The organism is Amycolatopsis sp. WQ 127309, assembly GCF_023023025.1.
Classification (GTDB): domain Bacteria; phylum Actinomycetota; class Actinomycetes; order Mycobacteriales; family Pseudonocardiaceae; genus Amycolatopsis.
In genome coordinates this window covers 578,008-601,941 of the sequence record NZ_CP095481.1, presented here as the reverse complement: position 1 = coordinate 601,941, position 23,934 = coordinate 578,008, and the positions used below count along the sequence as shown (strand labels likewise).

25 protein-coding genes are annotated in these 23,934 nt (G+C 71.8%); 14 read left to right on the top strand and 11 right to left on the bottom strand.

The genetic code is table 11. The features are described from left to right. Positions 1-375 precede the first annotated feature (375 nt). The 10 genes from MUY22_RS02205 to MUY22_RS02160 all read left to right on the top strand — a co-directional run bounded on the left by MUY22_RS02205 (position 376) and on the right by MUY22_RS02160 (position 11,616). A complete protein-coding gene (locus tag MUY22_RS02205) occupies positions 376-1,485 on the top strand; it encodes a DegT/DnrJ/EryC1/StrS aminotransferase family protein (protein ID WP_247056471.1) in 1,110 nt (369 codons plus the stop codon). 36 nt (positions 1,486-1,521) lie between these two features. Next, positions 1,522-2,928, top strand: coding sequence for an NDP-hexose 2,3-dehydratase family protein (locus MUY22_RS02200; protein ID WP_247056469.1), 1,407 nt, complete (start codon positions 1,522-1,524; stop codon positions 2,926-2,928). A gap of 55 nt (positions 2,929-2,983) precedes the next feature. Next, on the top strand, positions 2,984-4,096 hold the full coding sequence (locus MUY22_RS02195; RefSeq protein WP_247056467.1) for a nucleotide disphospho-sugar-binding domain-containing protein: 1,113 nt from the start codon (positions 2,984-2,986) through the stop codon (positions 4,094-4,096). A 49-nt stretch (positions 4,097-4,145) separates the two neighbouring features. Continuing rightward, the gene (locus MUY22_RS02190; RefSeq protein ID WP_247056465.1) at positions 4,146-4,814 is read left to right on the top strand and encodes a dTDP-4-dehydrorhamnose 3,5-epimerase family protein; all 669 of its coding nucleotides are present in this window, start codon (positions 4,146-4,148) and stop codon (positions 4,812-4,814) included. After that, complete coding sequence (locus MUY22_RS02185; RefSeq protein ID WP_247056463.1) at positions 4,811-5,806, top strand: Gfo/Idh/MocA family protein; 996 nt, start codon at positions 4,811-4,813, stop codon at positions 5,804-5,806. The genes MUY22_RS02190 and MUY22_RS02185 overlap by 4 nt, the downstream gene beginning before the upstream one ends. A 33-nt stretch (positions 5,807-5,839) precedes the next feature. Next, positions 5,840-7,069 carry a class I SAM-dependent methyltransferase gene (locus MUY22_RS02180; RefSeq protein ID WP_247056461.1) on the top strand — a complete coding sequence of 410 codons (1,230 nt, stop codon included), beginning with the start codon at positions 5,840-5,842 and terminating at the stop codon, positions 7,067-7,069. Next, positions 7,069-8,097: a class I SAM-dependent methyltransferase gene (locus MUY22_RS02175; protein ID WP_247056459.1), complete on the top strand. Its 1,029-nt coding sequence runs from the start codon at positions 7,069-7,071 to the stop codon at positions 8,095-8,097. Before MUY22_RS02180 ends, MUY22_RS02175 begins: the two co-directional genes overlap by 1 nt. A gap of 30 nt (positions 8,098-8,127) precedes the next feature. Then, the gene (gene rfbB / locus MUY22_RS02170) at positions 8,128-9,114 is read left to right on the top strand and encodes a dTDP-glucose 4,6-dehydratase (RefSeq protein WP_247056457.1); all 987 of its coding nucleotides are present in this window, start codon (positions 8,128-8,130) and stop codon (positions 9,112-9,114) included. A 65-nt stretch (positions 9,115-9,179) separates the two neighbouring features. Continuing rightward, a complete protein-coding gene (locus MUY22_RS02165; protein ID WP_247056455.1) occupies positions 9,180-10,493 on the top strand; it encodes a serine/threonine-protein kinase in 1,314 nt (437 codons plus the stop codon). A gap of 181 nt (positions 10,494-10,674) precedes the next feature. Further along, positions 10,675-11,616, top strand: a complete 942-nt coding sequence (locus MUY22_RS02160) for a hypothetical protein (RefSeq protein WP_247056453.1) — start codon at positions 10,675-10,677, stop codon at positions 11,614-11,616. Positions 11,617-11,661: 45 nt separating this feature from the next. Here MUY22_RS02160 and MUY22_RS02155 read toward each other — a convergent pair whose 3' ends face one another. After that, complete coding sequence (locus tag MUY22_RS02155; RefSeq protein ID WP_247056451.1) at positions 11,662-12,402, bottom strand: nitronate monooxygenase; 741 nt, start codon at positions 12,400-12,402, stop codon at positions 11,662-11,664. A 124-nt stretch (positions 12,403-12,526) separates the two neighbouring features. Between MUY22_RS02155 and MUY22_RS02150 the strand changes: the two genes are divergently transcribed. Then, the gene (locus MUY22_RS02150; protein WP_247056449.1) at positions 12,527-13,111 is read left to right on the top strand and encodes a nitroreductase family protein; all 585 of its coding nucleotides are present in this window, start codon (positions 12,527-12,529) and stop codon (positions 13,109-13,111) included. A gap of 133 nt (positions 13,112-13,244) precedes the next feature. Further along, on the top strand, positions 13,245-13,742 hold the full coding sequence (locus MUY22_RS02145; protein WP_247056447.1) for a hypothetical protein: 498 nt from the start codon (positions 13,245-13,247) through the stop codon (positions 13,740-13,742). 106 nt (positions 13,743-13,848) lie between these two features. Here the strand turns inward: MUY22_RS02145 and MUY22_RS02140 are convergent, their stop codons facing one another. Together MUY22_RS02140 and MUY22_RS02135 are read right to left on the bottom strand one after the other, a co-directional pair. After that, positions 13,849-14,214, bottom strand: coding sequence for a hypothetical protein (locus MUY22_RS02140; RefSeq protein ID WP_247056446.1), 366 nt, complete (start codon positions 14,212-14,214; stop codon positions 13,849-13,851). Positions 14,215-14,292: 78 nt separating this feature from the next. Then, positions 14,293-14,655 (bottom strand): STAS domain-containing protein, encoded by a 363-nt coding sequence (locus tag MUY22_RS02135; protein WP_247056443.1) that lies wholly within the window; start codon positions 14,653-14,655, stop codon positions 14,293-14,295. A gap of 165 nt (positions 14,656-14,820) precedes the next feature. On the opposite strand from MUY22_RS02135, the gene MUY22_RS02130 reads away from it, so the two are divergent. Next, positions 14,821-15,771 (top strand): methanogen output domain 1-containing protein, encoded by a 951-nt coding sequence (locus MUY22_RS02130; RefSeq protein WP_247056441.1) that lies wholly within the window; start codon positions 14,821-14,823, stop codon positions 15,769-15,771. A 4-nt stretch (positions 15,772-15,775) separates the two neighbouring features. On the opposite strand, the gene MUY22_RS02125 is transcribed toward MUY22_RS02130, so the two are convergent. Genes MUY22_RS02125 through MUY22_RS02100 form a run of 6 tightly spaced genes read right to left on the bottom strand, consistent with a single transcriptional unit; the run spans position 15,776 to position 21,776 of the window. Further along, the gene (locus MUY22_RS02125) at positions 15,776-17,323 is read right to left on the bottom strand and encodes a fused response regulator/phosphatase (protein ID WP_247056439.1); all 1,548 of its coding nucleotides are present in this window, start codon (positions 17,321-17,323) and stop codon (positions 15,776-15,778) included. Further along, on the bottom strand, positions 17,320-19,080 hold the full coding sequence (locus MUY22_RS02120) for an ATP-binding protein (RefSeq protein ID WP_247056437.1): 1,761 nt from the start codon (positions 19,078-19,080) through the stop codon (positions 17,320-17,322). Before MUY22_RS02120 ends, MUY22_RS02125 begins: the two co-directional genes overlap by 4 nt. Then, a complete protein-coding gene (locus tag MUY22_RS02115; protein ID WP_247056435.1) occupies positions 19,077-20,108 on the bottom strand; it encodes an ATP-binding SpoIIE family protein phosphatase in 1,032 nt (343 codons plus the stop codon). The genes MUY22_RS02120 and MUY22_RS02115 overlap by 4 nt, the downstream gene beginning before the upstream one ends. After that, a complete protein-coding gene (locus tag MUY22_RS02110) occupies positions 20,105-20,515 on the bottom strand; it encodes an anti-sigma regulatory factor (protein ID WP_247056432.1) in 411 nt (136 codons plus the stop codon). Before MUY22_RS02110 ends, MUY22_RS02115 begins: the two co-directional genes overlap by 4 nt. Then, entirely contained in the window at positions 20,512-20,922 is a 411-nt protein-coding gene (locus tag MUY22_RS02105) for an STAS domain-containing protein (RefSeq protein ID WP_247056430.1), read from the bottom strand. Before MUY22_RS02105 ends, MUY22_RS02110 begins: the two co-directional genes overlap by 4 nt. Beyond that, positions 20,922-21,776 (bottom strand): STAS domain-containing protein, encoded by an 855-nt coding sequence (locus tag MUY22_RS02100; protein ID WP_247056427.1) that lies wholly within the window; start codon positions 21,774-21,776, stop codon positions 20,922-20,924. Before MUY22_RS02100 ends, MUY22_RS02105 begins: the two co-directional genes overlap by 1 nt. Positions 21,777-21,945: 169 nt before the next feature. Between MUY22_RS02100 and MUY22_RS02095 the strand changes: the two genes are divergently transcribed. Next, the gene (locus tag MUY22_RS02095; RefSeq protein ID WP_247056425.1) at positions 21,946-22,917 is read left to right on the top strand and encodes a magnesium transporter CorA family protein; all 972 of its coding nucleotides are present in this window, start codon (positions 21,946-21,948) and stop codon (positions 22,915-22,917) included. Positions 22,918-22,958: 41 nt separating this feature from the next. Here MUY22_RS02095 and MUY22_RS02090 read toward each other — a convergent pair whose 3' ends face one another. Together MUY22_RS02090 and MUY22_RS02085 are read right to left on the bottom strand one after the other, a co-directional pair. Next, complete coding sequence (locus MUY22_RS02090; RefSeq protein ID WP_247056423.1) at positions 22,959-23,348, bottom strand: PaaI family thioesterase; 390 nt, start codon at positions 23,346-23,348, stop codon at positions 22,959-22,961. Further along, a complete protein-coding gene (locus MUY22_RS02085) occupies positions 23,345-23,920 on the bottom strand; it encodes a TetR/AcrR family transcriptional regulator (protein ID WP_247056421.1) in 576 nt (191 codons plus the stop codon). Before MUY22_RS02085 ends, MUY22_RS02090 begins: the two co-directional genes overlap by 4 nt. Between the last annotated feature and the right edge of the window lie 14 nt (positions 23,921-23,934).

Genomic DNA, 23,934 nt, shown 5'->3' with positions numbered 1-23,934 from the left:
TCGTCCGTGTGGCCGCGCGGCGAATCCTTCCCCTGATGCGGGGTGACGCGCTCCGGGCGAATGCCCCCAGTCGGCAGCCGGAACCCGGCCGAGGTTAGCCAGCACTCCGGCCCCGGTCAACAACACCGTGGCGGCCGTTGTCCCGCCGGCGGGACGGGCCGGTCAATGCGCGTCGAATGATGGCCGGCAAGGCTGTGACAGCCGAGCGGAAGTGTGCTTCCATGACTCCGGCGGCGCGAGGAAGCAAAACGAATAGGCGTCGCGTCGAATAGCCCATGTGTTGCGGCGTCCCGGAAGTTCACCGGGAATTCGCCCGCGTCGTACGAGCCCTGTCCGGTCGTGCCACGGCCGATCCCCTGGAGGTGACCCGCCCTGATGGCTCAATATGTCTGGGGTTATTTGCCGGAGTACGAGAAAGAACGGGACGACATTCTCGACGCCGTCGACACGGTCTTCCGCTCCGGCAAGCTCGTGCTCGGCCCGAGCGTGAAGGCGTTCGAAGAGGAGTTCGCCGCCTACCACGGCGTCGAGCACTGCGTCGGCGTCGACAACGGCACCAACGCCATCGTCCTCGGCCTGCGCGCCCTCGGCGTCGGGGCCGGCGACGAGGTGATCACGGTGTCCAACACCGCGGCGCCGACCGTGCTGGCGATCGACCAGATCGGCGCCGTGCCGGTGTTCGTCGACGTCCACCCCGGCACGTACCTGATGAACGTCGAGCAGGTCGAGGCGGCGATCACCGAGCGCACGCGCTGCCTGCTGCCGGTGCACCTGTACGGCCAGTGCGTCGACATGGCGCCGCTGGAGGCGATCGCGGCCGAGCACGGCCTGCCGATCCTGGAGGACTGCGCGCAGGCGCACGGCGCCCGCCACCACGGGAAGATCGCCGGGTCGATGGGCAAGGCTGCGGCCTTCTCCTTCTACCCCACCAAGGTGCTCGGCGCCTACGGTGACGGCGGCGCGACGATCACGTCGGACGCCGAGGTCGAGGCGAACCTGCGGCGGCTGCGCTACTACGGCATGGAGAAGGTCTACTACGTCGTCTCCACGCCGGGGTACAACAGCCGGCTCGACGAGGTGCAGGCGGAGATCCTGCGCCGCAAGCTGACCCGGCTCGACGACTACCTCGTCCGCCGCCGGCTCATCGCCGAGCGCTACGCCGAGGCGTTCGCCGGCACCGACCTCGTGACGCCGGCGCTCGCCCCGGGCAACGACCACGTCTACTACGTCTACGTGGCGCGGCACCCGTTGCGGGACAAGATCATCGAAGCGCTCAAGCCCGAGGGCATCGAGCTGAACATCAGCTACCCGTGGCCGGTGCACACGCAGTCCGGCTTCGCGAAGCTCGGCTACCGCGAAGGTTCGCTGCCCGAGACCGAGGCGGCGGCCCACGAGATCTTCTCGCTGCCGATGTACGCGTCGCTGTCCGACGTGGACCAGGAACGGGTCGTCGAAAAGGTGCGGGCGGTGCTGGCGAAGCTCTGACCCACCCGGTGGTCCGACAGACAGGAGAGCACGAGCATGAAGCGACTCGCGGTGCTGCACCGGGAACTCAACCCCGGGCCCGGAACCACCGGCGGCAGCATGATGTCCATGGTGGAGTTCCACGACTGGTGGGCCGAGCGGACGGCGGCCGGGCACTTCGCCGTCGACCGCATCCCGTTCGCCGAGCTCGGTGACTGGGCGTTCGAGGCCGGCACCGGGAACCTCGGGCACAAGAGCGGGCGCTTCTTCACCATCGAAGGCCTGCAGGTGCGCGAGGGCGGCGTCCCGACGTGGTCCCAGCCCATCATCAACCAGCCCGAGATCGGCATCCTCGGCATCGTCGTCAAGGAGTTCGACGGCGTGCTGCACTGCCTGATGCAGGCCAAGATGGAGCCGGGCAACGTCAACACGCTCCAGCTGTCGCCGACCGTGCAGGCCACGCGCAGCAACTACACGCAGGTGCACCGCGGCGCGACCACGCGCTACCTGGAGTACTTCGTCGGCGCCGGCCGCGGCCAGGTGCTGGTGGACGTGCTGCAGTCGGAGCAGGGCGCGTGGTTCTGGCGCAAGCGCAACCGCAACATGGTCGTGCTGGTCACCGGCGACGTCGAGCTGCACGAGGACTACTGCTGGCTGAGCCTCGCCCAGATCGGCGAGCTGTCCCACCGGGACAACCTGGTGAACATGGACGCCCGCACGGTGCTCTCGTGCATCCCGTTCGCCCTCCCGGACGGCGACGGCGCGACCGGCGAGGACTTCCGGGACGCGCTCGTGCGCTCCTACCAGTACGCCGCCGAGGACGCGCCGGGCCCGGCCCTGCACACCGCGGGCGACATCCTCAGCTGGTTCACCGAGGCCAAGACGCGCTGCGACTGGTCGGCCCGGCTGACGCCGCTGTCGGCGACGACGGGCTGGCACCGCGACGACGAGGAGATCGCCGACGACGCGGCGGCGAACTTCCGCATCATCGGCGTGCGGGTCGAGGCGGGCACCCGGGAGGTCAAGGCCTGGCGGCAGCCCCTCCTCCACCCCAGGGGGGAGGGGCACGCCACCTTCCTCGCCCGGCGCGTCCGCGGCGTGCTGCACCTGCTGGTGCAGGCCCGCCCGGAGTACGGCCTGATGGACATGGTCGAGATGGCGCCCACCGTGCACCTGCTGCCCGGCCAGGACGCGTCGTCGATCAAGGAGCCGTTCCTGCGGGACGTGCTCGAGGTCGGCGGGGTCAAGACGCACTACGACCAGAAGCTCTCGGAGGAGGGCGGCCGGTTCTACCACGCGCTGACCCGCTACCAGCTGATCGAGGTGGGCGAGGAGTTCCCGGTCGAGGTGCCGCCGAACTACTGCTGGATGACCGTGCGCCAGCTGATCGACCTGCTGCGCCACGGGCACTACCTGAACATCGAGGCCCGCAGCCTGCTGGCCTGCATCCACAGCCTCTGCTGACGCACGGCCCCGCCATCGACGCCGGAGGAAAACCGCACCGGGAAAGGGAGTTCGCGTGCGATTGCTGTTCACGACCGCGCCGTTGCGCGGCCATCTGTTCCCCCTCGTGCCGCTCGCCTGGGCGGCCCGGGCGGCCGGGCACGAGGTCCTGGTCGCCACGACCGAGGCGTTCGCGCCGGTCGTGCTCCGGTGCGGGCTGCCGGTCACGTCCTGGGGTGCCGCGCCCGACTTCGTCGAGCTGGTCGGCGGCGAACCGCCCGTGACGGCCGAGAGCACCGTGCTGCGCCGCGCCGAGCACGGGCACGCGTTCGGGCGGATCGCCCGGGCCTGCCTGCCCGGCGCGCGGAAGCTGGTGGACGCGTGGCGGCCCGACCTCGTCGTCAGCGAGCGGGCGGAGTTCGCCGGCCCGCTGGCGGCCGCGGCCGGCGACGTCCCGGTCGTCGCCTACCACTGGGGTGTCGCCCCGCTGACCGAGTACAGCCGGGCGGCGGCGATCGAGCTCGCCGCGGCGCCGCCGGACCCGGTCGCCACGCTCGACCCGTGGCCGCCCGGGATGCGGCTGCCGCACGCCTTCGGCCACGAAGGTGTCCGGGGCGGGTCGTTCAACGGCGACGTCCACCTGCCGGACTGGGTGTTCGAGCCGCGCGAGCGGCCGCGGGTGTGCGTCACCTTCGGCACCGTGCTGCCCGGGATGGCCGCCCTCGGGCTGCGCGAAACCGTGGCACCGATGCTGAAACTGCTCAAGGAGCTCGACGTCGAGCTGGTGGTGGCCGCCGCCGACGACGTGCTGGCGGACTGGCCCGAGCTGGCCGCCGCGGCCGACCGCGCCGGGCGGCTCCCGCTCGCCCAGGTGCTGCCGGCCTGCGAGGCCATGGTCAACCACGGTGGCCAGGGCACCGTGCTCACCGCGCTGGAGGCCGGCTGCCCGCAGCTGGTGCTCCCGCAGTTCGACGACCAGTTCGACAACGCCGCGGCCGTGGCCGCGAGCGGCGCGGGCCTGCAGCTCTCGCTGGACGAGGTGTCACCCGAGCGGGTGGCGCAGCGGTGTCGCGCGCTGCTGGACGAACCCGCCTTCACCACCGGCGCGGTGCGCGCCGCCGCCGAGGTCCGGGCCCAGCGCTCGCCCGCGGAAGTCGTGGGCCTGCTGGAGAAACTGGTCGCGGCATGACGAACTCTTTCTGGGACGAATTGGGGAGCTGGTAGCTATGCCGGGCGGAATGCGGATCGAAGAGACCAAGGTCCCGAATGCCTTCAGGCTGTTCCCGGAGCAGTTCCCGGACCAGCGGGGCCGGTTCCACGAGGCGTTCCGCGCGGACGCGCTCTCGGACCTGATCGGCTACCCGTTCGTGGTCAACCAGGTGAACTACTCCACGAGCCGCCGCGACACCGTGCGCGGCATCCACGGCACGACGCTGCCACCAGGGCAGGCGAAGCTGGTCACGTGCGTGCGCGGCGCCGTGATGGACGTCGTGGTGGACCTGCGCGTCGGTTCGCCGACGTTCGGCGTCTTCGACGTCACCTACCAGGACGAGGACTCCGGCACGGCGGTCTACCTCGCCGACGGTCTCGGCCACGCCTTCCACGCCCTGACCGACGACGCGTGCATGAACTACCTGTGCTCGCAGAACTACGTGCCGGGCACCATGCTCGTGCTGAACCCGATGGACCCGGACATCGGCATCCCGTGGGAGCTGACCGGGCCGCCGATCATGTCCGAAAAGGACGCGAACGGCGTCGGCCTCAAGGAGGCGGAGTCCGAAGGGCTGCTGCCGACCTACGAGGAGTGCCTCGCGCACTACGCGGCACTGGGGGCGGGCGCCGCCGCGACGCGGGCGAGCCGGCCGGCCTCCCCACTTCCCGACGAGCAGCGGAGCTTCTGCCGATGACGAGCTACCAACCGGCCCAGCGGCTGCGCTTCGGGGTGATCGGCTGCGCGGACATCGCCTGGCGGCGGACGCTGCCGGCGATGGAGACCGACCCGGCGATCGACGTCGTCGCGATCGCCAGCCGCGACGGCGACCGGGCCCGGACGTTCACCGACCGCTTCGGCGGCACGCCCTACGCCGGCTACCAGGCGGTGGCCGAGCGCGAGGACGTCGACGCCGTCTACATCCCGCTGCCGCTGATGCTGCACGCGGAGTGGATCGAACGGTGCCTCGACGCCGGCAAGCACGTGCTGGTGGAGAAGCCGATGTCCGACGGCTACAAGGAGTCGGCCCGGCTGCTCGACCTCGCCCGCGAGCGCGGCCTGGTGCTGCTCGAGAACTACATGTTCCTCTACCACTCCCAGCACGCGGCGGTGCGCAAGCTGCTCGCCGACGGCGCGATCGGGGACCTGCGCGGCTTCCACAGCGCGTTCACGATCCCGCCGAAGCCGCCGGGGGACATCCGCTACCAAGCGGACGTCGGCGGTGGCGCGTTCCTCGACTTCGGCGGCTACCCGATCCGCGCGGCGCAGCACCTGCTCGGCCGGGACCTGTCGGTGGAGGGCGCGGTGTTCCGCCGCGACCGCGCGCTCGACGTCGTGATGTCGGGCAGCGTGCTGCTGGCGTCGCCCGAAGGCGTGCCGGCCCAGCTGACCTTCGGCATGGAGCACTCCTACCAGAACAGCTACGCCCTGTCCGGCAGCACCGGGCGGCTGACGGTGGACTGGGCGTTCACCCTGCCGGAGACGCACCGGCCGGTGCTGCGGATCGAACGGCAGGACCACCGCGAAGAGGTGGTGCTGGCGGCCGACCACCAGTTCGCCGGGGCGATCCGGGCCTTCGTCGAAGCGGTCGTCACCAAAGCGCCGCTGCGCGAGGAGCACGACGGGACGCTCGAGCAGGCCGCCCTGATCGAGCAGGTGCAGCGGGTCGCCCGCAACGTCTGGATCTGAAACTTTCCCATACCCAAGAGGGAGATTGTGAGCATGTCGAACACAGCCGAATGCCGGATCTGCGGCGGCACGGTCGAAGAGTTCTTCGACTTCGGGCGCCAGCCGCTTTCCGACGCCTTCGTCGCGCCCGGCGCGGACCCGGGGAAGGAGTTCTTCTTCCGCCTCGCCGTCGGCCTGTGCGGCGGGTGCACGATGGTGCAGCTGATGGAGGAGGTGCCCCGCGAGGCGATGTTCCACGAGGAGTACCCGTACTACTCCTCGGGTTCGGTGGTGATGCGCGGGCACTTCGAGGACCTCGCCAAGCACCTGATCGCCACCGAGCTCACCGGCGACGACCCGTTCGCCGTCGAGATGGGCTGCAACGACGGCATCATGCTCAAGACCCTGGCCGACTCCGGCATCCGGCACCTGGGCGTCGAGCCCTCCGGTGGCGTCGCCGACGTCGCGGCGTCGAAGGGCGTGCGCGTGCGCAAGTCGTTCTTCGAGGAGTCGACCGCGCGCGAGATCCTCGCCGAGGACGGCCCGGCCGACGTCATCTACGCGGCCAACACCCTGTGCCACATCCCGTACATGGACTCGATCCTCGACGGCGTCAAGGCGCTGCTGAAGCCGACCGGCGTGTTCGTCTTCGAGGACCCGTACCTGGGCGAGATCGTGCGGCGCACGTCGTTCGACCAGATCTACGACGAGCACTTCTACTTCTTCACCCTGCGCTCGGTGCAGCAGATGGCGCAGCGCCACGGCCTCGAGCTCGTCGACGCGCAGCGCCTCGACGTCCACGGCGGCGAGGTGCGCTACACGCTGGCGCCGGCCGGCTCCCGGACGCCGTCGGACGCCGTCCGCGAGCTGCTCGCCGAGGAGCAGGCCGCCGGGCTGCACGAGCGGGCGACGCTGGAAGCGTTCGGCGCGAAGGTGCTGCAGGTCAAGGAAGACCTCGTCACCTTGCTGCGCAAGGCCAAGGACGAGGGCAAGCGCGTCGTCGCCTACGGCGCCACGGCGAAGAGCGCGACCATCGCCAACCTGTGCGGCCTCGGCCCGGACCTCGTCGAGTTCGTCTGCGACACCACGCCGGCCAAGCAGAACCGGCTCACCCCGGGCACGCACATCCCGGTGAAGCCGGCCGCCGCGTTCGCGGACCCCTACCCCGACTACGCGCTGCTGTTCGCGTGGAACCACGCCGACGAGATCATGGCCAAGGAGCAGGCGTTCCGCGACGCCGGCGGCCAGTGGATCCTCTACGTGCCGACGGTCCGGCTGGTCTGATGACCGAGACCACGACGTTCCCGCTCTCCTGGATCGGCGACTGGGCGCCGGAGCCGATCCCGGGCGGCGCGGCGGGCATCTTCAACTCGGCCGTGGCGGCGTTCGCCGTCGCCACGGCCTGGGAGGCCGGCGCCCTCGACGCGCTCGACGGCGGCGGCACCCTGGACGTGCCGGAGTTCTGCGCGCGCCGGGACCTGCACGAGCCGTCGGTCCGGAGCGTGTTCGCGGCGCTGGCCTCGGTCGGCATCGTGGTGCGCGAGGGCGACGCCGTCGTGGCCGGGCCGGAGTTCGCCGAGGTCTACCGGGCCAAGGCGTTCTTCCACTGGCTCACCATCGGCTGCGGCGAGCTGTTCGCGAACATGCCCCGGATCGTCCGCAACGCCGAGCGCACCGGCGACTTCTTCCGGCGCGACGCCGCGGCCATCGGGTTCGCCTGCCGGGACATCAACCGGCAGGCGTTCGACCCGGTGTTCGCCGACGCCCTGGCCGACCTGGACTTCCCGGTGACCAAGGTGGCCGACCTCGGCTGCGGCAGCGGCGGCCGGCTCATCGACCTGGCCCGCCGGTTCCCGGGCGTGCGCGGCGTCGGCGTCGACATCGCCCCGGCGGTGCTGCGCTCGGCGGCGTCGAACACCGAAGCCGAGGGACTGGGCTTCGAGTTCGTCGAAGCGGACGTTCGCGCGCTGGGGCCGTCACCGCGCTTCGAAGGCGTCGAACTGCTGACGTGCTTCATGATGGGCCACGACTTCTGGCCGCGGGAGCGCTGCGTGGCGACCCTGCGGATGCTGCGCGAGGCGTTCCCGGACGCGCGCCGGTTCCTGCTCGGCGACACCGCGCGCGTCGAAGGCGTGCCGGACCGCGAGAAGCCCGTGTTCACCCTGGGGTTCGAGACCGCGCACGACCTGATGGGCGTCGACCTGCCGACGCTCGCGCAGTGGGACGGCGTGTTCGCCGAGAGCGGCTGGCGCCTGCTGCGCGCCCGGCCGGTCGAGGTGCCCGCCGCGTCCGTGATCTTCGAACTGAGCTGATCTTTCGAACTGGCCTGAGAGGGGACGACCATGCGGGTCCTGGTGACCGGCGGAGCGGGTTTCATCGGCTCGAACTACGTCCGGCGGGTGCTGTCCGGGGGCTACCCCGCGCTGGCCGGCGCCGAGGTGACGGTGCTCGACAAGCTGACCTACGCCGGGAACCGGGCGAACCTCGCCCCGGTGGCCGGCAGCGAGCGGCTGAGGTTCGTCGAAGGCGACATCTGCGACGCCGCGGTCGTGGCGGACGTGCTGCGCGGCGTCGACCTCGTGGTGCACTTCGCCGCGGAGTCCCATGTGGACCGGTCGATCGCCGGGTCGGGCGACTTCGTGCGGACGAACGTCCTCGGCACGCACACGCTGCTCGAAGCGGCGTTGCGCGCCGGGACCGGCAAGTTCGTGCACGTGTCCACCGACGAGGTGTACGGCTCGATCGACGACGGCTCGTGGCCCGAGACGCACCCGCTGGAGCCGAACTCGCCGTACTCGGCGGCGAAGGCGTCGTCGGACCTGCTGGCCCGGGCGTACTTCCGCACGCACGGCCTGCCGGTGTGCGTGACGCGGTGCTCGAACAACTACGGGCCGTACCAGTTCCCGGAGAAGGTCGTCCCGCTGTTCGTCACCAACCTGCTCGACGGCGAGCAGGTGCCGCTCTACGGCGACGGCCTGAACGTGCGCGACTGGCTGCACGTCGACGACCACTGCCAGGGCATCCAGCTCGTCGCCGAGGCGGGCCGGCCGGGCGAGGTGTACAACATCGGCGGCGGCACCGAGCTGAGCAACCTGGACCTGACCGGGCGGCTGCTGGACGCGGCCGGCGTGGGCTGGGACCGCGTCCGCCGGGTCGAGGACCGCAAGGGGCACGACCGGCGGTACTCCGTGGACATCTCGAAGATCAGTGCCGAGCTGGGGTACGCGCCGCAGGTGAAGTTCGACGACGGCCTGGCCGCGACGGTGGCCTGGTACACCGCGAACCGGTCCTGGTGGGAGCCGTTGAAGGAACGAGCCGCCGAAAGGTGAAGACGTTTCGGGCCGGGGTCGGCTATGTTGGCCTCTTCGGTCGGCGTGCTGGGGGGTCGGAGGCGGTGGAAGGTGCGGGCCGGTACGACCTCGTGACCGAGCGGCGGTTCCTGAACCCGCTCGAAACCGAGGCCGACACGGGCCGCGCGCCCGCGGTGGTCGGCGACCGGTACGAGCTGGGCGAGCTGCTCGGCAGCGGCGGCACCGCCCGCGTCTACCGCGCCCGTGACCGCGACACCGGCACCGAGTGCGCCGTCAAGCTGTTCCACCGCAACGCCGCCACCCTCGGCCCCCGCCGCGCCCGCGAAACGGCGATCCTGCAGGGCCTCGACCACCCGGGCGTCGTCGGCCTGCACGACGCCGGCCTGGAAGACGGCCGCGCGTACCTCGTGGTGCAGCTCGTCGAGGGCGAAGACCTGGCCGAGCGCCTGCTCACCGGGCCGCTCGGCCTCGACGAGATCACGGCCGCGGCGCGGCGGCTGGCCGACGCGCTGGCCCACGTGCACGAGCGCGGCGTCATCCACCGCGATCTCAAGCCGGGCAACGTGCTGCTGGGCGCGGACGGCGCGATGATCACCGACTTCGGCGTCGCGTACCTGCTGGACACCACGCGCGTCACGGCGGTCGGCTCGGTCGCCGGGACCGCGGCGTACATGGCGCCGGAGCAGGTCCTCGGCGAGCCGGTGGGCCCACCCGCCGACGTCTACGCGCTGGGGCTCGTGCTCATCGAAGCCGTGACGGCCGAGCGCGAGTACGCCGGGCCGCGCGTCGAGGCCGCGCTCGCCCGGCTGAGCAGGCAACCCCGCATCCCGGAAGGCCTGCCGGACGAGCTTTCCCAGGTGCTGCACCTGATGACGGCCCGCGACCCGGCGTTGCGCCCGACCGCCGCCGAGGTCGTGCGGGCGCTGTCGGGGGTGTCGTCACCGTCGTCGTCGCCGTCCGAGCCGCTGCCGTCCGGTCTGGTGACACCGCCTTCGCTGCCCGCGTCCCGCCGCAAGCGCGGTGTGGTCGCGGCGGCCGTGCTGTCGCCGGTGGCCGCCGGGCTGGTGCTGGTCGCGCTGGTGACGGGCAGTGGCCGGGTGACCGACAGCCTGCACTCGCCGTCCTACCCCGACCCCGGCCGGATCCCGGCCACGTCGTTCGCCCCGGCGCCCTCGTCCATCGTGATCCTCACCCCGGTCGGGTCGGACGTGGTTTCCCCGCCGGGCGACGGGAAAGCGCCTTCCGGCGGCACCGCGGCGGCCGTCCAGGCACCCCCGCCGTCGATGACCACGGTGACGTCGACCGCGACCCGCGGCCCGCACCGCGGGGTCCGCCACCACACCCCGCTGAAGCACGCGACCAAGGCGATCCCCTCGGGCAAAGCCAAAGCCCGGTAGCGCCGCCACCGCCCGGGCCGAAGTCCGTGAATGCCACATTCACGGACGCTATGTCCCTCGATGTGGCATTCACGGACGTTCGCCGGTGTGTGGCCGGGCTCACGCGGGTGCGCGGAAACTCGTGGCCGTCGGAGGCCGGGATCGCCGAGCGCGTCCGGGCGGTTACCGGGAGCATGAAGGCATGGCGCGACGTCTGGCTGCGGCCCTCCTCCTGGTGGCACTGTCCCCGTTCGTCGCCGAGTTCCTGCTCGGCGACCAGTACCTCAGCGGCACCCCGCGACCCGGGCAGCAGTTCGGCCAGTTCGGCATGTTCGTCGCCTTCTACGGCAGTGGCGCGCTGCTCATCCGCGAGATCGCCCGGCACCTCAACCGCGGCTGGCCGACCATCCTCACCCTGAGCCTCGCGTTCGGCCTGCTCGAAGAAGGCCTGCTGACGCAGTCGCTGTTCAACCCGGACTACCTCGGCATCCGCGTGCTCGACGCCGGGCACATCCCGGCGCTGGGGATCGGCGCGCCGTGGACGGTGTACGTGCTGACGCTGCACGTCGTGTGGAGCATGGGCACGCCGATCGCGATCGTCGAGGCGCTGTTCGGCCGGGAACCGTGGCTGGGCAAGCTGGGCCTGGCGTTCTGGTCGGTCGTGTTCGTCCTCGGCTGCGCCGCCGAGTTCCTGATCTCGCTGCTGGTCGGGCCCGCGCCGTTCATGTCGGCGCCGGCCCAGCTGATCGTGGCCGGCCTGATCGTGATCGGGCTGGTGGTGCTGGCGATCCGCGGCTTCCGCACGCCGCCGCGCGACGCGCCGAAGGGCAACCGCTGGGCCGGGTTCGCGGTCGGCCTGGTCGCCGGCACGGGCGTGCAGCTGCTGGAACGCTGGGAGTCGATCTCGCCGTGGCTGCTGGCCGCGTTGATGCTGGCGCTGGTCGTGGTGGCCGCAGTGGCCGTGCGGGCCCTGAACCCACCGGCGTTCGCGCCGGCGGCGGGCACCCTGCTGACGTACTGCTGGGTCGGCCTCAACACCGCGATCGGCCAGGGCGCGGTGGCGATCGTCGAGCAGACGGTGCTGGTGGCCGTCGCGGTGGCGCTGCTGCTGGTGACGGCCCGCCGGACCGCGGCCGAGTACTGAAGTCCACAGTGGACAGCGCCTGGCGGGACGCCGTCCAGTGTGGACTCAGGTGCCGGCCGGTTCGGTCAGCAGCGCGGCGTCGACGGCGCGTCGCATGGCCGCCGCGGTGGCGGGGCTGTCCCGCGCGGTCGCGATCGCGGTGTTGACGAGCACCGCGTCCGCCCCGAGCGCCAGCGCTTCCGAAACCTGTTCGGGCGTACCGAGCCCGCCCTCGGCGACGACCGGGACGTCGACGGATTCGATCACCGCTCGCACGGCGTCCGGGTCGAGGACGCCCCGCGCGCTCGCCACCGGTGACGCCATCACGCGCAGCGCCACGGCGCCGAGGTCGACCAGCCGCTTCGCCAGATCGGCGTCGGGCCGGATGAACGGCAGCACCGAAAACCCGTCGGCGATCAGGGTTTTCGCCGCGGCGACGGTGGGTTCGCCGTCGGGCAGGTTGTCCGGCGTGCGGACGTCCAGCTTGATCACCGCGATGCCGAACGCGTCACGCAGTTTCTTCGCGGTGTCCACCGCTTCCGCGGCGGAGTAGGCGAACGAGGTCGTCCCGATCCAGCCGTACCGGGTGAGGTCCATCGCCTCGTCGAGGTCCGAGAGCAGCAGGCTCGCCCGGTCACCGGTGGGGTCGTAGGTGGTGATGAAGACGTCGCAGCCGCCGGCGGCCAGGACGTCGGCGACGAGCCGGGGGTCGGCGTACTGCTCGATCCCGACGATCAGCCGGGAGGTGAAGGAGACCCCGCCGGCCACCAGCCAGGGGGTGTTCACCGGTCTGTTCGCGTCGTGCACGATCCTCCTCGCAGATCGATGACTTCGACACCGGCGGCCGCCGGCGCCTCTGACCGAGGATGCCGCATCCTGGTCTGGACCAATAAAGCGGCCCTCTCCGAACGGGTTCGCTAGAGTCGCGACCATGGATTTCCAAGACGTGGTACGGCGTCGGCGCATGGTCCGGGAGTTCGGCCCGGAGCCGGTGCCCGCCGGGAGCCTGGAGCGCGTCCTCGACAACGCCACGCGCGGTCCGTCCGCCGGGTTCTCGCAGGGACAGGCGTTCCTGGTCCTCGAAGGCGACGCGCTCGAGCGCTTCTGGACGGTGGGCCTGGACGCCGTCCAGGACTCGGTGCGCACCGCGCCGCTGGTGATCGTGCCGCTGTCGTGCAAGCGGGTGTACCTGGACCGCTACGCCGAACCGGACAAGGGCTGGACCGACCGCGACGAGTCGCGCTGGCCGGTGCCGTTCTGGCACATCGACACCGGGATGGCGGCGCTGCTGATCCTGCAGACCGCCGTCGACGAGGGCCTGGGCGCGCTGTACTTCGGGATCGTCCCCGAGCAGGTGGCCCCGTTCCGCGCGCTGTACGGCGTACCGGACGACCAGGAGCCGATCGGCGCCATCGCCATCGGGTACCCGGCGGAGACCGTCCCGGTCGACCGGGAGCGGTTCAAGCGGCGCCGGAAGCCGCCGGCCGACGTCGTGCACCGCGGCCACTGGAGCTGACGCCCGGTTCCGGACCGTGGAATTCGTAGCGGCCCGTGTCGCCGCCGTCGCTTTCCGGGGCCCGGTTGCGCCGGTCGAGTCGGCCTTTCGCATTCAGCCAGCGAGGGCCAAACGGCCGTGCCAAATTGATCCCATGAGCGAATACCCGAGTTATCCGGCTTCGTCCGACCCATCCGCTTCGAGCGCCGCCGCCCCGGCCCGGCCGAGCACCATCGAGGCCTCGTTCTGGGCGTTCATCGCCTCCACTGTGGTCAGCCTGATCGGCGGCATCCTGGTCTTCGGCAACAGAGACGCACTGACCACCGCCACCCGCGACGCCAGCAGGCAGAACGGCACCGGCCTGACCGAGGCCCAGATCGACCAGGCGGTCACCATCGGCCTCGTCGTGGCGGTGGTGATCGCGGTCGTGATCGCGCTGCTGTACCTGCTGTTCGCCTTCAAGCTCCGCGCCGGCCGCAACTGGGCCCGCATCGTGCTGACGGTGATCACGGTGCTCCAGGTCCTGTCGGTCCTGGTCGGCCAGAGCACGTGGGTCACGTACGTGAGCGTCCTCGCCGCGGTGGTCGGCGTGGTGTTCTCGTTCCTGGCCCCGTCGAGCGCCTACATCAACGCGAGGAAAGCCGTCCGCTGACCCCGCGGGCCGCGCCGTGTCCCCCGGCGGCGCGGCCTGGGGTCACCCCGCCCAGCCGACGGCCGCTCGGGGCTACGTTTCAGCGACGCGGCCGCGGACCGGCACTTCACCAGACGAGCTTGATCCCGGCCGCCATCGCGCAGAAGCACAGCACCCACAGCACGATCGGGCCGGACGCGCCACTGAACTCCACGAGCTGCCCGACCTTCATCTTGATCTTGTCGAACCGCGCCTCGAACGCCGCGATGATCAAGAACGAGGCCAGTGCCGCCGACGGGAGCCCCACGATGGCGGGGAAGTGGTCCGTGACCAGATGCTGCACCCAGGGCTCCTGTTTCCAGGAAGCGATGGCGACGGGAAGGGTGAACACGGTCGCCTGCACGATGGCGACCACGCCGCCGAGCCACACCACGGCGTGCCGGACGACGGGGGCTTTCGAGCTCGAACCGGCGTCTTCGTCTTCTGCGTCCACCGAGGGAAGGCGTCGTCGTCGCCGAAGGCGTAACCGGGTGACCGCGGGTTCACCCGGAAGCAGCAGCGCCGGTGACGCTCAGCCGACGGCCGCTCGGGCGGCTTCGACGTCCGGGTGGATCTCCAGCATGTCGGCCAGCCCCAGCAGCGAGATCGGCCTCAGCACCGCGCGCTGGCGGGTGACGAGGACGAACCTCGTGCCGGCCGCGTCGGCGGCTCGGTGGGCGTGGATCAGGGCCGTCAGCCCGGTGGAGTCGCAGAACGTCACGTCGGTCAGGTCGGCGATCACCGGGGTCCCGGACTCGATCGCCGTCGCCAGGCGGTCGCGCAGCTCGCCGGAAACGGACGCGTCGATCTCGCCGGCCGCCTTCAGCACTGTCGCGGCGCCGGTGGACGTCAGCTCGAGCGCGAAGTTGACGCGGGCTGGCGGGCCTTCGATCACGGGTGGACTCCTCCGAGGGGTCAGCGCGGGACCACGCATGACGGAACCACGGCTGGGGTCTCAACCGTATTGACACGACCGTAGCAGCCGGGGCCGTCGGCGGCGCCGCTCCGGAGGCCGCGAAGCCGCGTACCGTGTGGAGGCGGCGACTGAGGAGGTCCTGGCGTGGATTGGTTCCTTGACCGGCAGGACCGCGCCTCCGCGTCGCTGCTGCGCCGCGAGATCACCGGCTACCTCGGCCGCCACGCCGTGGACCAGGCCGAGCAGATCGACGACGCCGCGTTGATCGTGGCGGAACTGCTCGCCAACGCCTACGACCACGGCCGCGGCGACATCTGGGTGTCGCTCCAGTGGACCGAGGTCCGGCCGGTGCTCGAAGTGCACGACATGGGCGAGGCGTTCACGCTGCCGCGGGAGGCGCCGACGGCGGAGCAGTACCGTGGGCGCGGCCTGTGGCTCGTGTCGCAGTTCTCCTCCGAGCTCGCGGTGGCCGCGAAGCGCGCCGGCGGGAAGTTCGTGCGCTCGGTGCTGCCCGTGGTCCGGCCGGTGGAGCTGACGCTCGACCTGCCCGCACGCCGCGTCAGCCCGCTGCCCGCCATGTCCGAGGCCCGCCCCGAGGGCGGGTTCGGCCGCGAAAGCTTCCTGCGCGCGCTGGTCGTCCAGCTGTCGACGGCCGTCGAGCAGCAGCAGGGCCCGGAAGCCGCGCAGCGCGCGATCGCCCAGGTCGCGGCCGACATCGGCGGCCAGATGGAGCAGGAGTACCGCGACGCCATCGCCACGCAGGCGGCCCAGCTGGCGCCCGAGCAGATCGCCGAGTGCCTGGTCCGGCTGAAGGCGGCGATCGGCGGCACGTTCCACGCCGTCGAGATCACCGGCGACCGCCTGGTGTTCGTCAACTCCGACTGCCCGTTCGGCGCCGCGGTGCGCCAGTCGCCGTCGTTGTGCCGCATGACGTCATCGGTGTTCGGCGGCATCGCGGCCCGCAACGTCGGCGAGTCGGCGGTGACGCTGGAGGAACGCATCGCGGTGGGCGATCCGCAGTGCCGGGTGGTCGTCCACCTGGGTGCGGCGGCGGCGAAGGCGGAGAACGCGCACCGCTACACCGCGAGCGCCTGACCCCTCACCGCCGCCGGAAGGCCAGCAGCGCGATGTCGTCCTCCGCGGCTTCGCCGAAGCGGTCCAGCAGGGTGTCGCACAGCGTCTCCAGGTCCGCGTCGTGGGTGACCGCCGTGCGGAGGAGGTCCATGCCGTCGTCGATGACGCTGCCGCGGCGCTCGATCAGGCCGTCCGTCACCAGCAGCATCAGCGAGCCGTGGTCGAGGGTCAGGGCCGTCGCCGGCGGGCGGGGCAGGCCGATGCCGAGCAGGGGGCCCGCGATCTTGACGTACCGGGCCCCGGCCGCGTCGGCCAGCAGCGGCGGGATGTGGCCCGCGCTGGCGATCTCCAGCTCGCCCGACGCGGGGTCGAGCACGACCAGGCAGAGCGTGGTGAGGCTGCGCGGGTGGTAGCGGCGCAGCATGGCGTCCAGCAGGTTCAGGATCTCGACCGGCCCGTGCCCCTCCACCGCGTACGCGCGCAGGGCGTGCCTGACCTCGCCCATCACCGTGGCCGCCTCGATGGAGTGCCCGACGACGTCGCCGACGGCGATCAGCAGGCGGCCGTCGATGTCGGAGACCTCGTAGAAGTCGCCGCCGATCTCCGCGTTGTCGCTCGCGGGGGCGTAGCGCGCGGCCATCTCCAGCTCGGGCCGGGCCGGGAGCTCGCGGGGCAGCAGGCTCTGCTGCAGCGTCAGCGCGAGCTGGTGCTCTTCGGAGAACGTCCGCATCGTCTCGCACGCGAGGGCGGTCGCCTGGCCCAGCTGCAGCAGCAGGTTGCGGTCGTCCTCGGACCGGATCCCCGACGCCGCCACGGTGATCGCGACGGGCACCCGCGACGGGTTCGGGTAGACCAGGGCCACCATCGAAAGCCCGTCCGGGGCCGGGAAGACCGAAGACGCCGGAGCGTCGGCGGCCACCGTCCCGGTGACCTGCTCCAGCGCGCGGAGGGTGTCCGCGCGGACGACCGGGGGCTCGGCGGCGGCGTCGGTCGCGGCGGAGCGCACCAGGCCGCGGTGGCTCGCGCTGACGACCGAGGCCGGGCCCTCGAAGATCGTCGCCGCCCCGGTGGCGGCCGCGGCGAGGACGTCGTCGAACGTGCGGGCGCTGTTCATCTCCAGGGTGGCGCGGGTCAGCAGGCCCAGCCGCAGCGCCAGCCGCTCGGCGCGGGTGCGGGCCCGGTAGTACCGCAGCGCGGCCTCCACGGTCGCCACCAGCTCACCCGGGTCGACGGGCTCGACGAGGTAGCCGTCCGCGCCGCGGTCGAGCCCGGCGGTGCGGTCCTCGACCTCGATGGCCGTCGCGGAGATGTGGATGACCGGCATCGCGGCCGTGCGGGGATCACCCTTGACCCGCTCGCAGACCTCGAACCCGCTCATGTCCGGCAGGTGGACGTCCAGCAGGACGAGGTCCAGCTCCTCTTCCGCGACGGCGGTGAGGGCCTCCTGGCCGGTGCGGGCCTCGGACACGCGGTAGCCGTTGCGGCGCAACCAGCTGCTGGTCAGGTACCGGCTGGCCTCGAGGTCGTCCACGACCAGGATGCTGGCCCGGCCGGGCTCGACTGGGGAATTCATCCGGTCACCGTCCTCGCCACGACCGCGAACGCTTCGCCGATGGCGAGCCTGAGGGTTTCCTGCGTGACCTGCGACTTGAGCAGCAGGCCCGCGCGGAGGCCGGCCCCGGTCAGGTCCAGCCCGTCCGGCGGCGACGAGGTGACCACGACGACCGGGATGTCCCGTGAGCCGGGTTTCTCCCGCAGCACCTGGAGCACCTCCTTGCCGTTCATCCCGGGCATGAACAGGTCGAGGAAGATCAGGTCCGGCCGGTATCCGTCGAGGGCCTCGATCGCCTCCCGCCCGTCCGCGGCGTGCCGGACGCCGGCGGCGACGCCGTGGACCAGCCGGGCGAGCCGGTCCCGGAAGTCGGCGTCGTCGTCCACGATGAGCAGCGAGTCGACGCGGGCGGGGGACGTCCGGGTCGGGTCGGGACGCGGCAGCAGGAGCACGACGGTGGTGCCCCGCCCGTGCTCGCTGTCCAGCGTCAGGCCGCCGCCCAGGATCTCCGCGAGCCGGCGCGCGTACGGCAGTCCGAGCCCGGTGCCCGGGGACGCGGCCTGCAGGTCGCTGTGGACCTGGTGGAACTCCTCGAACACGCGGTCCTGCTGGTCCGCCGGGATGCCGATGCCGGTGTCGGAGACGGTGAACCGGACGTCCTCGTCGTCGGCGTCGATCCTCAGCCGGACCTCGCCGCTTTCGGTGAACTTGAGGCTGTTGGACAGCAGGTTGCGCAGGATGCGGACGAGCATCGTCTCGTCGGTGACCACCGGCGGTGCCGGGTCGGGCTCCTCGATCACCAGCTCGACCTCAGGCGAGGGCACCGTCGAGCGCAGGGCGCCCCGCAGCTGGAGGCAGACGGCGGTCAGGTCGACCTGGGCCGGCTGCGCGACCAGCCGGCCGGACTCGGCCTTCGCGGTGTCGAGCAGCTCGTTGACCAGGGAAAGCAGTGTCGAGCCCGCGTCGCCGACCAGGCCCACCTGATGGCGTTGCTCCTCGGTCAGCGGGTCGGCACCGGGGCCGGTCAGCAGGCGCGCGAGGCCGATGACGGAGTTGATCGGCCCCCGCAGCTCGTGGCTGATGTTCGACCAGAACCGGGTCTTCGCCTCGCTGGCCGCCTTGAGCTGGCTCGACTTCTCGTTCAGCTCGGCGTAGAGCGCGACGACCCCGCGGTTCGTTTCCTCGAGCTCCTCGGAAAGCTCCTTGTAGAGGGCGACGACACCGTGGTTGGTCTCCTCGAGCTCTTCGTTGAGCCGCGTCAGCTCCTTGCCCTTCGCTTCGAGGCTTTCCAGCGTTTCGAGCAGCTCCTGGTTCTGCGCCCGCAGCTCGTCCATCGGGGTGCTCACCCCGCGCTGGGCCAGGATGCCGCGCAGCCGGTCGAGCTCGGCGTTGGTGAGGGGCCGTGCGGCGGGGGAGCGCAGCTTGTGCAGCGTGACGACGGTCTGGCCGGCCTCGTGGGTCACGTGCACGCCGTCCAGCAGCCGCTCCGCGGTGTCCCGGCCCGTCGTGAGCAGCGCCCCGGCCTCGGCGCCGAGCCAGCTGAACTCGACGGCGAGCGTGGGCGGCCCTTCCTTGAGCAGGAACCGGACGGTGGCCGTGGCCCCGGCGTGGACGAGGTCACGGCCGATGTCGCTGAGCACGGTGGCGACCCGGATCTGGTCCTGGCTCTCCAGGCCCACCGCGACGGCCACTTCGCGGCCGCACCGGCGGATCGTGAAGACGTCCGGTTCCGCGCCGACCGGCAACCGGATCAGCTCGTCGCGCTGCCGGGTGGTCATGGGCGGGGCTTGCCGACCAGCACGCCGGCGTCGTCGTGGCGGATCCCGGCGTCCCGCAGCAGCGCGGCCGCGATCGCCAGGGGAGTGGCGGCGAACAGCCGTTCGCGGCCGTCGACGCTCCACCGCTCGGTGAGGCCGTCGGAGTGCAGGACCACCGTCGAGCCGGGTGGCAGCGGGTAGTCGAACGCACGGATCGTGCGGGCCTGGTGCCCGGCGACGCCGGGTGCGGAGATCATGCCCTGCTTGCGCCCGCCGGCCACGACGCAGCCGGCGATGTTGCCCAGGCCGGCGAACCGGACGGTGCCGGCCGCGGTGTCGGCGTCCGCCACCGCGACCGCGCCGCCGCGGGTCCGGCGCAGGGCCTCGTGGATGTGCTTCACCACTGCCTCCGGCGGCTCGGTCGCGTGCTCGCGGAAAACGTCGGCGGCGGCGCGGGACGCCGCGGCCGCCAGCGGGCCGTGGCCCGATCCGTCACACATCATCAGCCGGAGCCGGCCGGGCTCGTGGTGCACAGCGTAGGCGTCGCCGCAGACTTCTTCGCCGCCGATCGGCCGGGTGATCCCAGCCGTGTCCGTTTCGGGGATCTCGGCGAGCGGGCCGCGCTTGGGGTGGAACCGCGCGGTGACGACGGTGCCGTGGCCGGGCTCGGAGAGCACCGAGGCCACGTCGGCGAGCCGGCGCACGGCACCCATGCCGACCCCGAGCGTGCCGGTGGTGGACTCGCCGTCCTGGCCGGCGGCGACGGCGTCGGCCATGCCGGGGCCGCGGTCGATCGCGACGACCTCGACCGCGGCCTGGGAGACGGCCCGGACGGACCGGATGACCACGACGCCCTCGACGGCGTGCTTGGTGAGGTTCGTCGCGAGCTCGGTGACGGCCAGCCCGATCTCGGCCACCCGGACCTCGCCGAAGCCGAGCTGGCCGGCGAGCGTGGCGGCGGCGCGCCGGGCCCGGCCGTGCGCCGTCTCGTCTTCGACCCGGAGCCAGGCGAAGTCCTCGGTGACCGGGAGGGAGCCGGTGGTGGTCATCGCGCCCACTTGACGACGGTGATGTCCGTCCCGCGGCCGACCTCGGTGTCCAGGTCGAACTGGTCCACCAGGCGCTTCGCGCCGCCGAGCCCGAGGCCCATACCCTTGCCGCTGCTCCAGCCGTCGGCCAGGGCGACGGTGACGTCCGGGATGCCGGGGCCGTCGTCGTGGAAGTGCGCCCGGACGCCCTTGCGGCGGCCGTCGGTGATCTCCTCGACGCGGGCCGTCCCGCCACCGCCGTAGATCAGGGTGTTGCGCGCGAGCTCGCTGGTGGCGGTGACCAGCTTGGTCTGGTCCACCAGGGACAGCTTGACCTGCAGCGCGTAGGTGCGGACGAGCTGGCGGACGCGGACGACGTCCTCGTCGGCCCGGATCACCTGCTCGTCCGTTCTGCCGGGGTCGGTCATCCCGTCACCGGAACGGGTTCCTCGTCCGGGCCGGCCGTGATCCCGGCGCGCCGGGCGGTGAGCGAGTCGAGCACCTTGATCCCGCGCTCGAGGTCGAGCGCCGTGCGCACGCCACCCAGCGTCAGGCCCAGCTCGACCAGGGTGATCGCCACGGCCGGGCGCATGCCGACGACGACGGTCTCGGCGTCGAACAGCTTCGACAGCGACGCGATGGTCGCGAACATCCGGCCGATGAACGAGTCGACGATCTCGACCGCGGAGATGTCGATGACCACCCCGGACGCGCCGGTCGCGCTGATCTTCTCCGCGAGATCCTCCTGCAGGGCCAGCACGCTCTGGTCCTGCAGGTCGATCTGGATGGAGACCAGCAGCATGTCGCCGATCTTCAGGATGGGGACCCGGTCCATCAGCGCGTCCGTTCGCGGGTACGGGTCACGACGACGCCGTCACGCTGCAGGGCGTGGCGGAGCGCGTCGGCCAGCGTGGCCTTGGTGGTGATGTCGCCGAACTCGATCCCGAGCGCCACGATCGTCTGCGCGATCTGCGGCCGGATGCCCGAGATGATGCATTCGGCGCCCATCAGCCGCGCCGCCACGACGGTCTTGAGCAGGTGCTGCGCGACCTGGGTGTCGACGGCCAGCACGCCGGTGATGTCGACGATCGCGTGCTCCGAGCCGGTCTCGACCAGCGCCTCCAGCAGCTTCTCCATCACGACCTGGGTGCGCGCGGAGTCCAGGGTGCCGACCAGCGGCACGGCCAGCACGCCTTCCCAGAGCTTCACCACCGGCGTGGTCAGCTCGAGCAGCTGCTCGGACTGCTCCCGGATGATCTCCTCGCGGGCGGCGGCGTAGGTCTCGAACGTCCACAGCCCGAGCGTGTCCAGCAGGGTGGAGAACGCCAGCACCTCGCGGAACACCTGGGGGTCGTCGGCGTTCTCGGTCAGCTCGGACACGGCCTGCTTGAGGGCGAAGACGCCCGCGGCGGTCTCGGACGGGCTGAAACCCTGGCGGGCCCGGCTGCGGGAGAGATCGGCCAGCTGCGCCTTGAGCTCGGTGAACTCGGATCGGTCCAGACCACCGTCCAGGGTGATCACGGCGGCGATCGCGGTGTACAGCTCGCGCAGGTCACGCTCGAGCTCCGTGGTCGTCAGCCGCCCGCGCAACGCCGTCCCGGCCAGCTCGGCCCAGCGGCCGACCAGCCGGTCGCGGTCCGTTTCGAACACCTCAGCCAGCCGGTGGGGCCGCCCGCTTTCCGCTACCACGGTTTCTCCTTGCGCCGTCACTTGTGGTGCTGACAGTAGCCGGTGACCCCGGCCGGGTTTCCCGTCGCGAGGGGTAATCCCGATGGGGGTACCCGCGCACCGCGGTTGGTGGACTGTTCACGAAAGGGGGATCGGTGTGACCGGTGCGGTACCGGGGTAATCCGGGGAAATGACGATGACCAGGGCGTATCGCGGCGGCGAACTGAAGGAGGAGGGTTTCCCGGTCGAGCAGGTGTCGGATTTCCTCGCCGACGAGGACACGACCGTGTGGGTCGACCTGTGCGAGCCGACGGAAGCGGACCTCGCCGCGCTGACGGAGGAGTTCGGGCTGCACCGCCTGGCCGTGGAGGACGCCGTCCACGAGCACCAGCGCCCCAAGCTGGACCGCTACGACCGGCACGCGTTCCTGACCGCCTATTCGGCCGAGTTCGACCAGGAGAACGGCCAGGTGCGGACATCCGAGCTGGCCGCGTTCGTGATGCCGCGCGCCCTGGTGACCGTCCGCAAGGACGACCGGTTCGACATGGCCGCCGTCGTCGCGCGCTGGGACGCCGAGAAGGACCTGGCCGGCTCGGGCGTGGCGTACCTGCTGCACGGGCTGCTCGACTACGTCGTCGACGGGCACTTCGAAGCCGTGCAGGCCCTCGACGACGAGATCGAGCGCCTGGAGGACCTGGTCTTCGACGACCGTCCCGACCAGGCCGAGCTGCAGCGGCGCTCGTTCCGGCTGCGCAAGAGCCTGACCGCGCTGCGCCGGGTGGTGCTGCCGATGCGGGAGGTCGTGAACGCGCTGATGCGCCGCGACCAGCCGTTCTTCGACGAGGCGACCGCGCCGTACTTCCAGGACGTCTACGACCACGTGCTGCGCGCGTCGGAATGGACGGAGTCGTTGCGAGAACTGGTTTCCACGATTCGCGAGACGCAGCTGAACCTGCAGTCCAACCGGCTCAACCTGATCATGAAGAAGGTGACGGGCTGGGCCGCGGTGATCGCCGTCCCGACCGCGGTGACCGGCTTCTTCGGCCAGAACGTGCCGTATCCGGGCAGCGGGAGCTCGCTCGGTTTCTGGATGTCGACGCTGGCGATCGTGCTGTTGTCGGCGTTGCTGTTCGGTATTTTCCGCCGCCGCGACTGGCTCTGACGGCGGCTCGTGCCGGCCCCGGCCGACGAGCCTCTGAAGCGTCAGCCGCGGAGCAGGACGAAACTCGCCCGCGCGACGGTCGTTCCCGCCGACGTCACCCGGCACGACGTGAAGACCGCGCGGCGGCCGACGCGGTCCACCGTCGTCGCCACTTCCAGCCAGCTGCCGACCGCGGCCGCCGAGAGGAAGTCGACCGTCGAGCTGACCGTGCGCACCACCGCGCCCTCGCCGATCGCGTGGCGCGCGGTGCGGCCGGCGGCGATGTCGGCCAGCGTCATCAGGAAGCCGCCGTGGGCCGTGCCGAGCGTGTTGCGGTGCTCGTCGCGGACGTGGACCCCGAGCACGCCGTCGTCGTTGACGTGCAGCGGTCCCACCAGCCCCGAGAACGGCGACGACTCCAGCACCACGAAGCCCGGCGGCGGGGTGCTCACCGGGCCGCCTGGAGAAGCCGGGCGAGGCGGTCGAGGTCGTCCTCGAGGTCGATCGACGGGTCGAGCAACCACTGCGCCTGCAGGCCGTCGGACGCCGCGATCAGCACCCGCGCGGCGAAGTCCGCGTCGACCGGTGGCGTCTCGGGCCGTGGTGATCCGCGGAACTTGCGGGCGAGGATCTCGCGCAGCTCGCGGTAGCGGCGCGTGAAGAACCCGTGGGCCGCGTGCTCGGGGTCGGGCGCGGCCGCGGTCATCTCGAGGAAGAGCCGGACGAGGCCGGGCGTCTTGGCGGTGTGCGCGGTCACGGCGGCGAGGTCGTCGAGGGGGCCGTCCGGGTCGAAGCTCGCGCGGTCGGCCGCGTCGCGCTCGGCGAGGATCGCCACGAACAGCTCGTCGCGGGCCGGGAAGTAGTGCAGCAGCCCGCGTTCGCTCAGCCCGGTCCGCTTCGCGATGGCCCGCAGCGACGGCCCGGTGCTGTCGCTCTCGGCGTAGGCGGCCAGCGCCTCGCGGAGGATCTGCTGCCGCCGGGCGATCCCCTTGGCGTACGGGCCGCGACGTGTCGGTTCGGGCATGGGCCGACGGTACC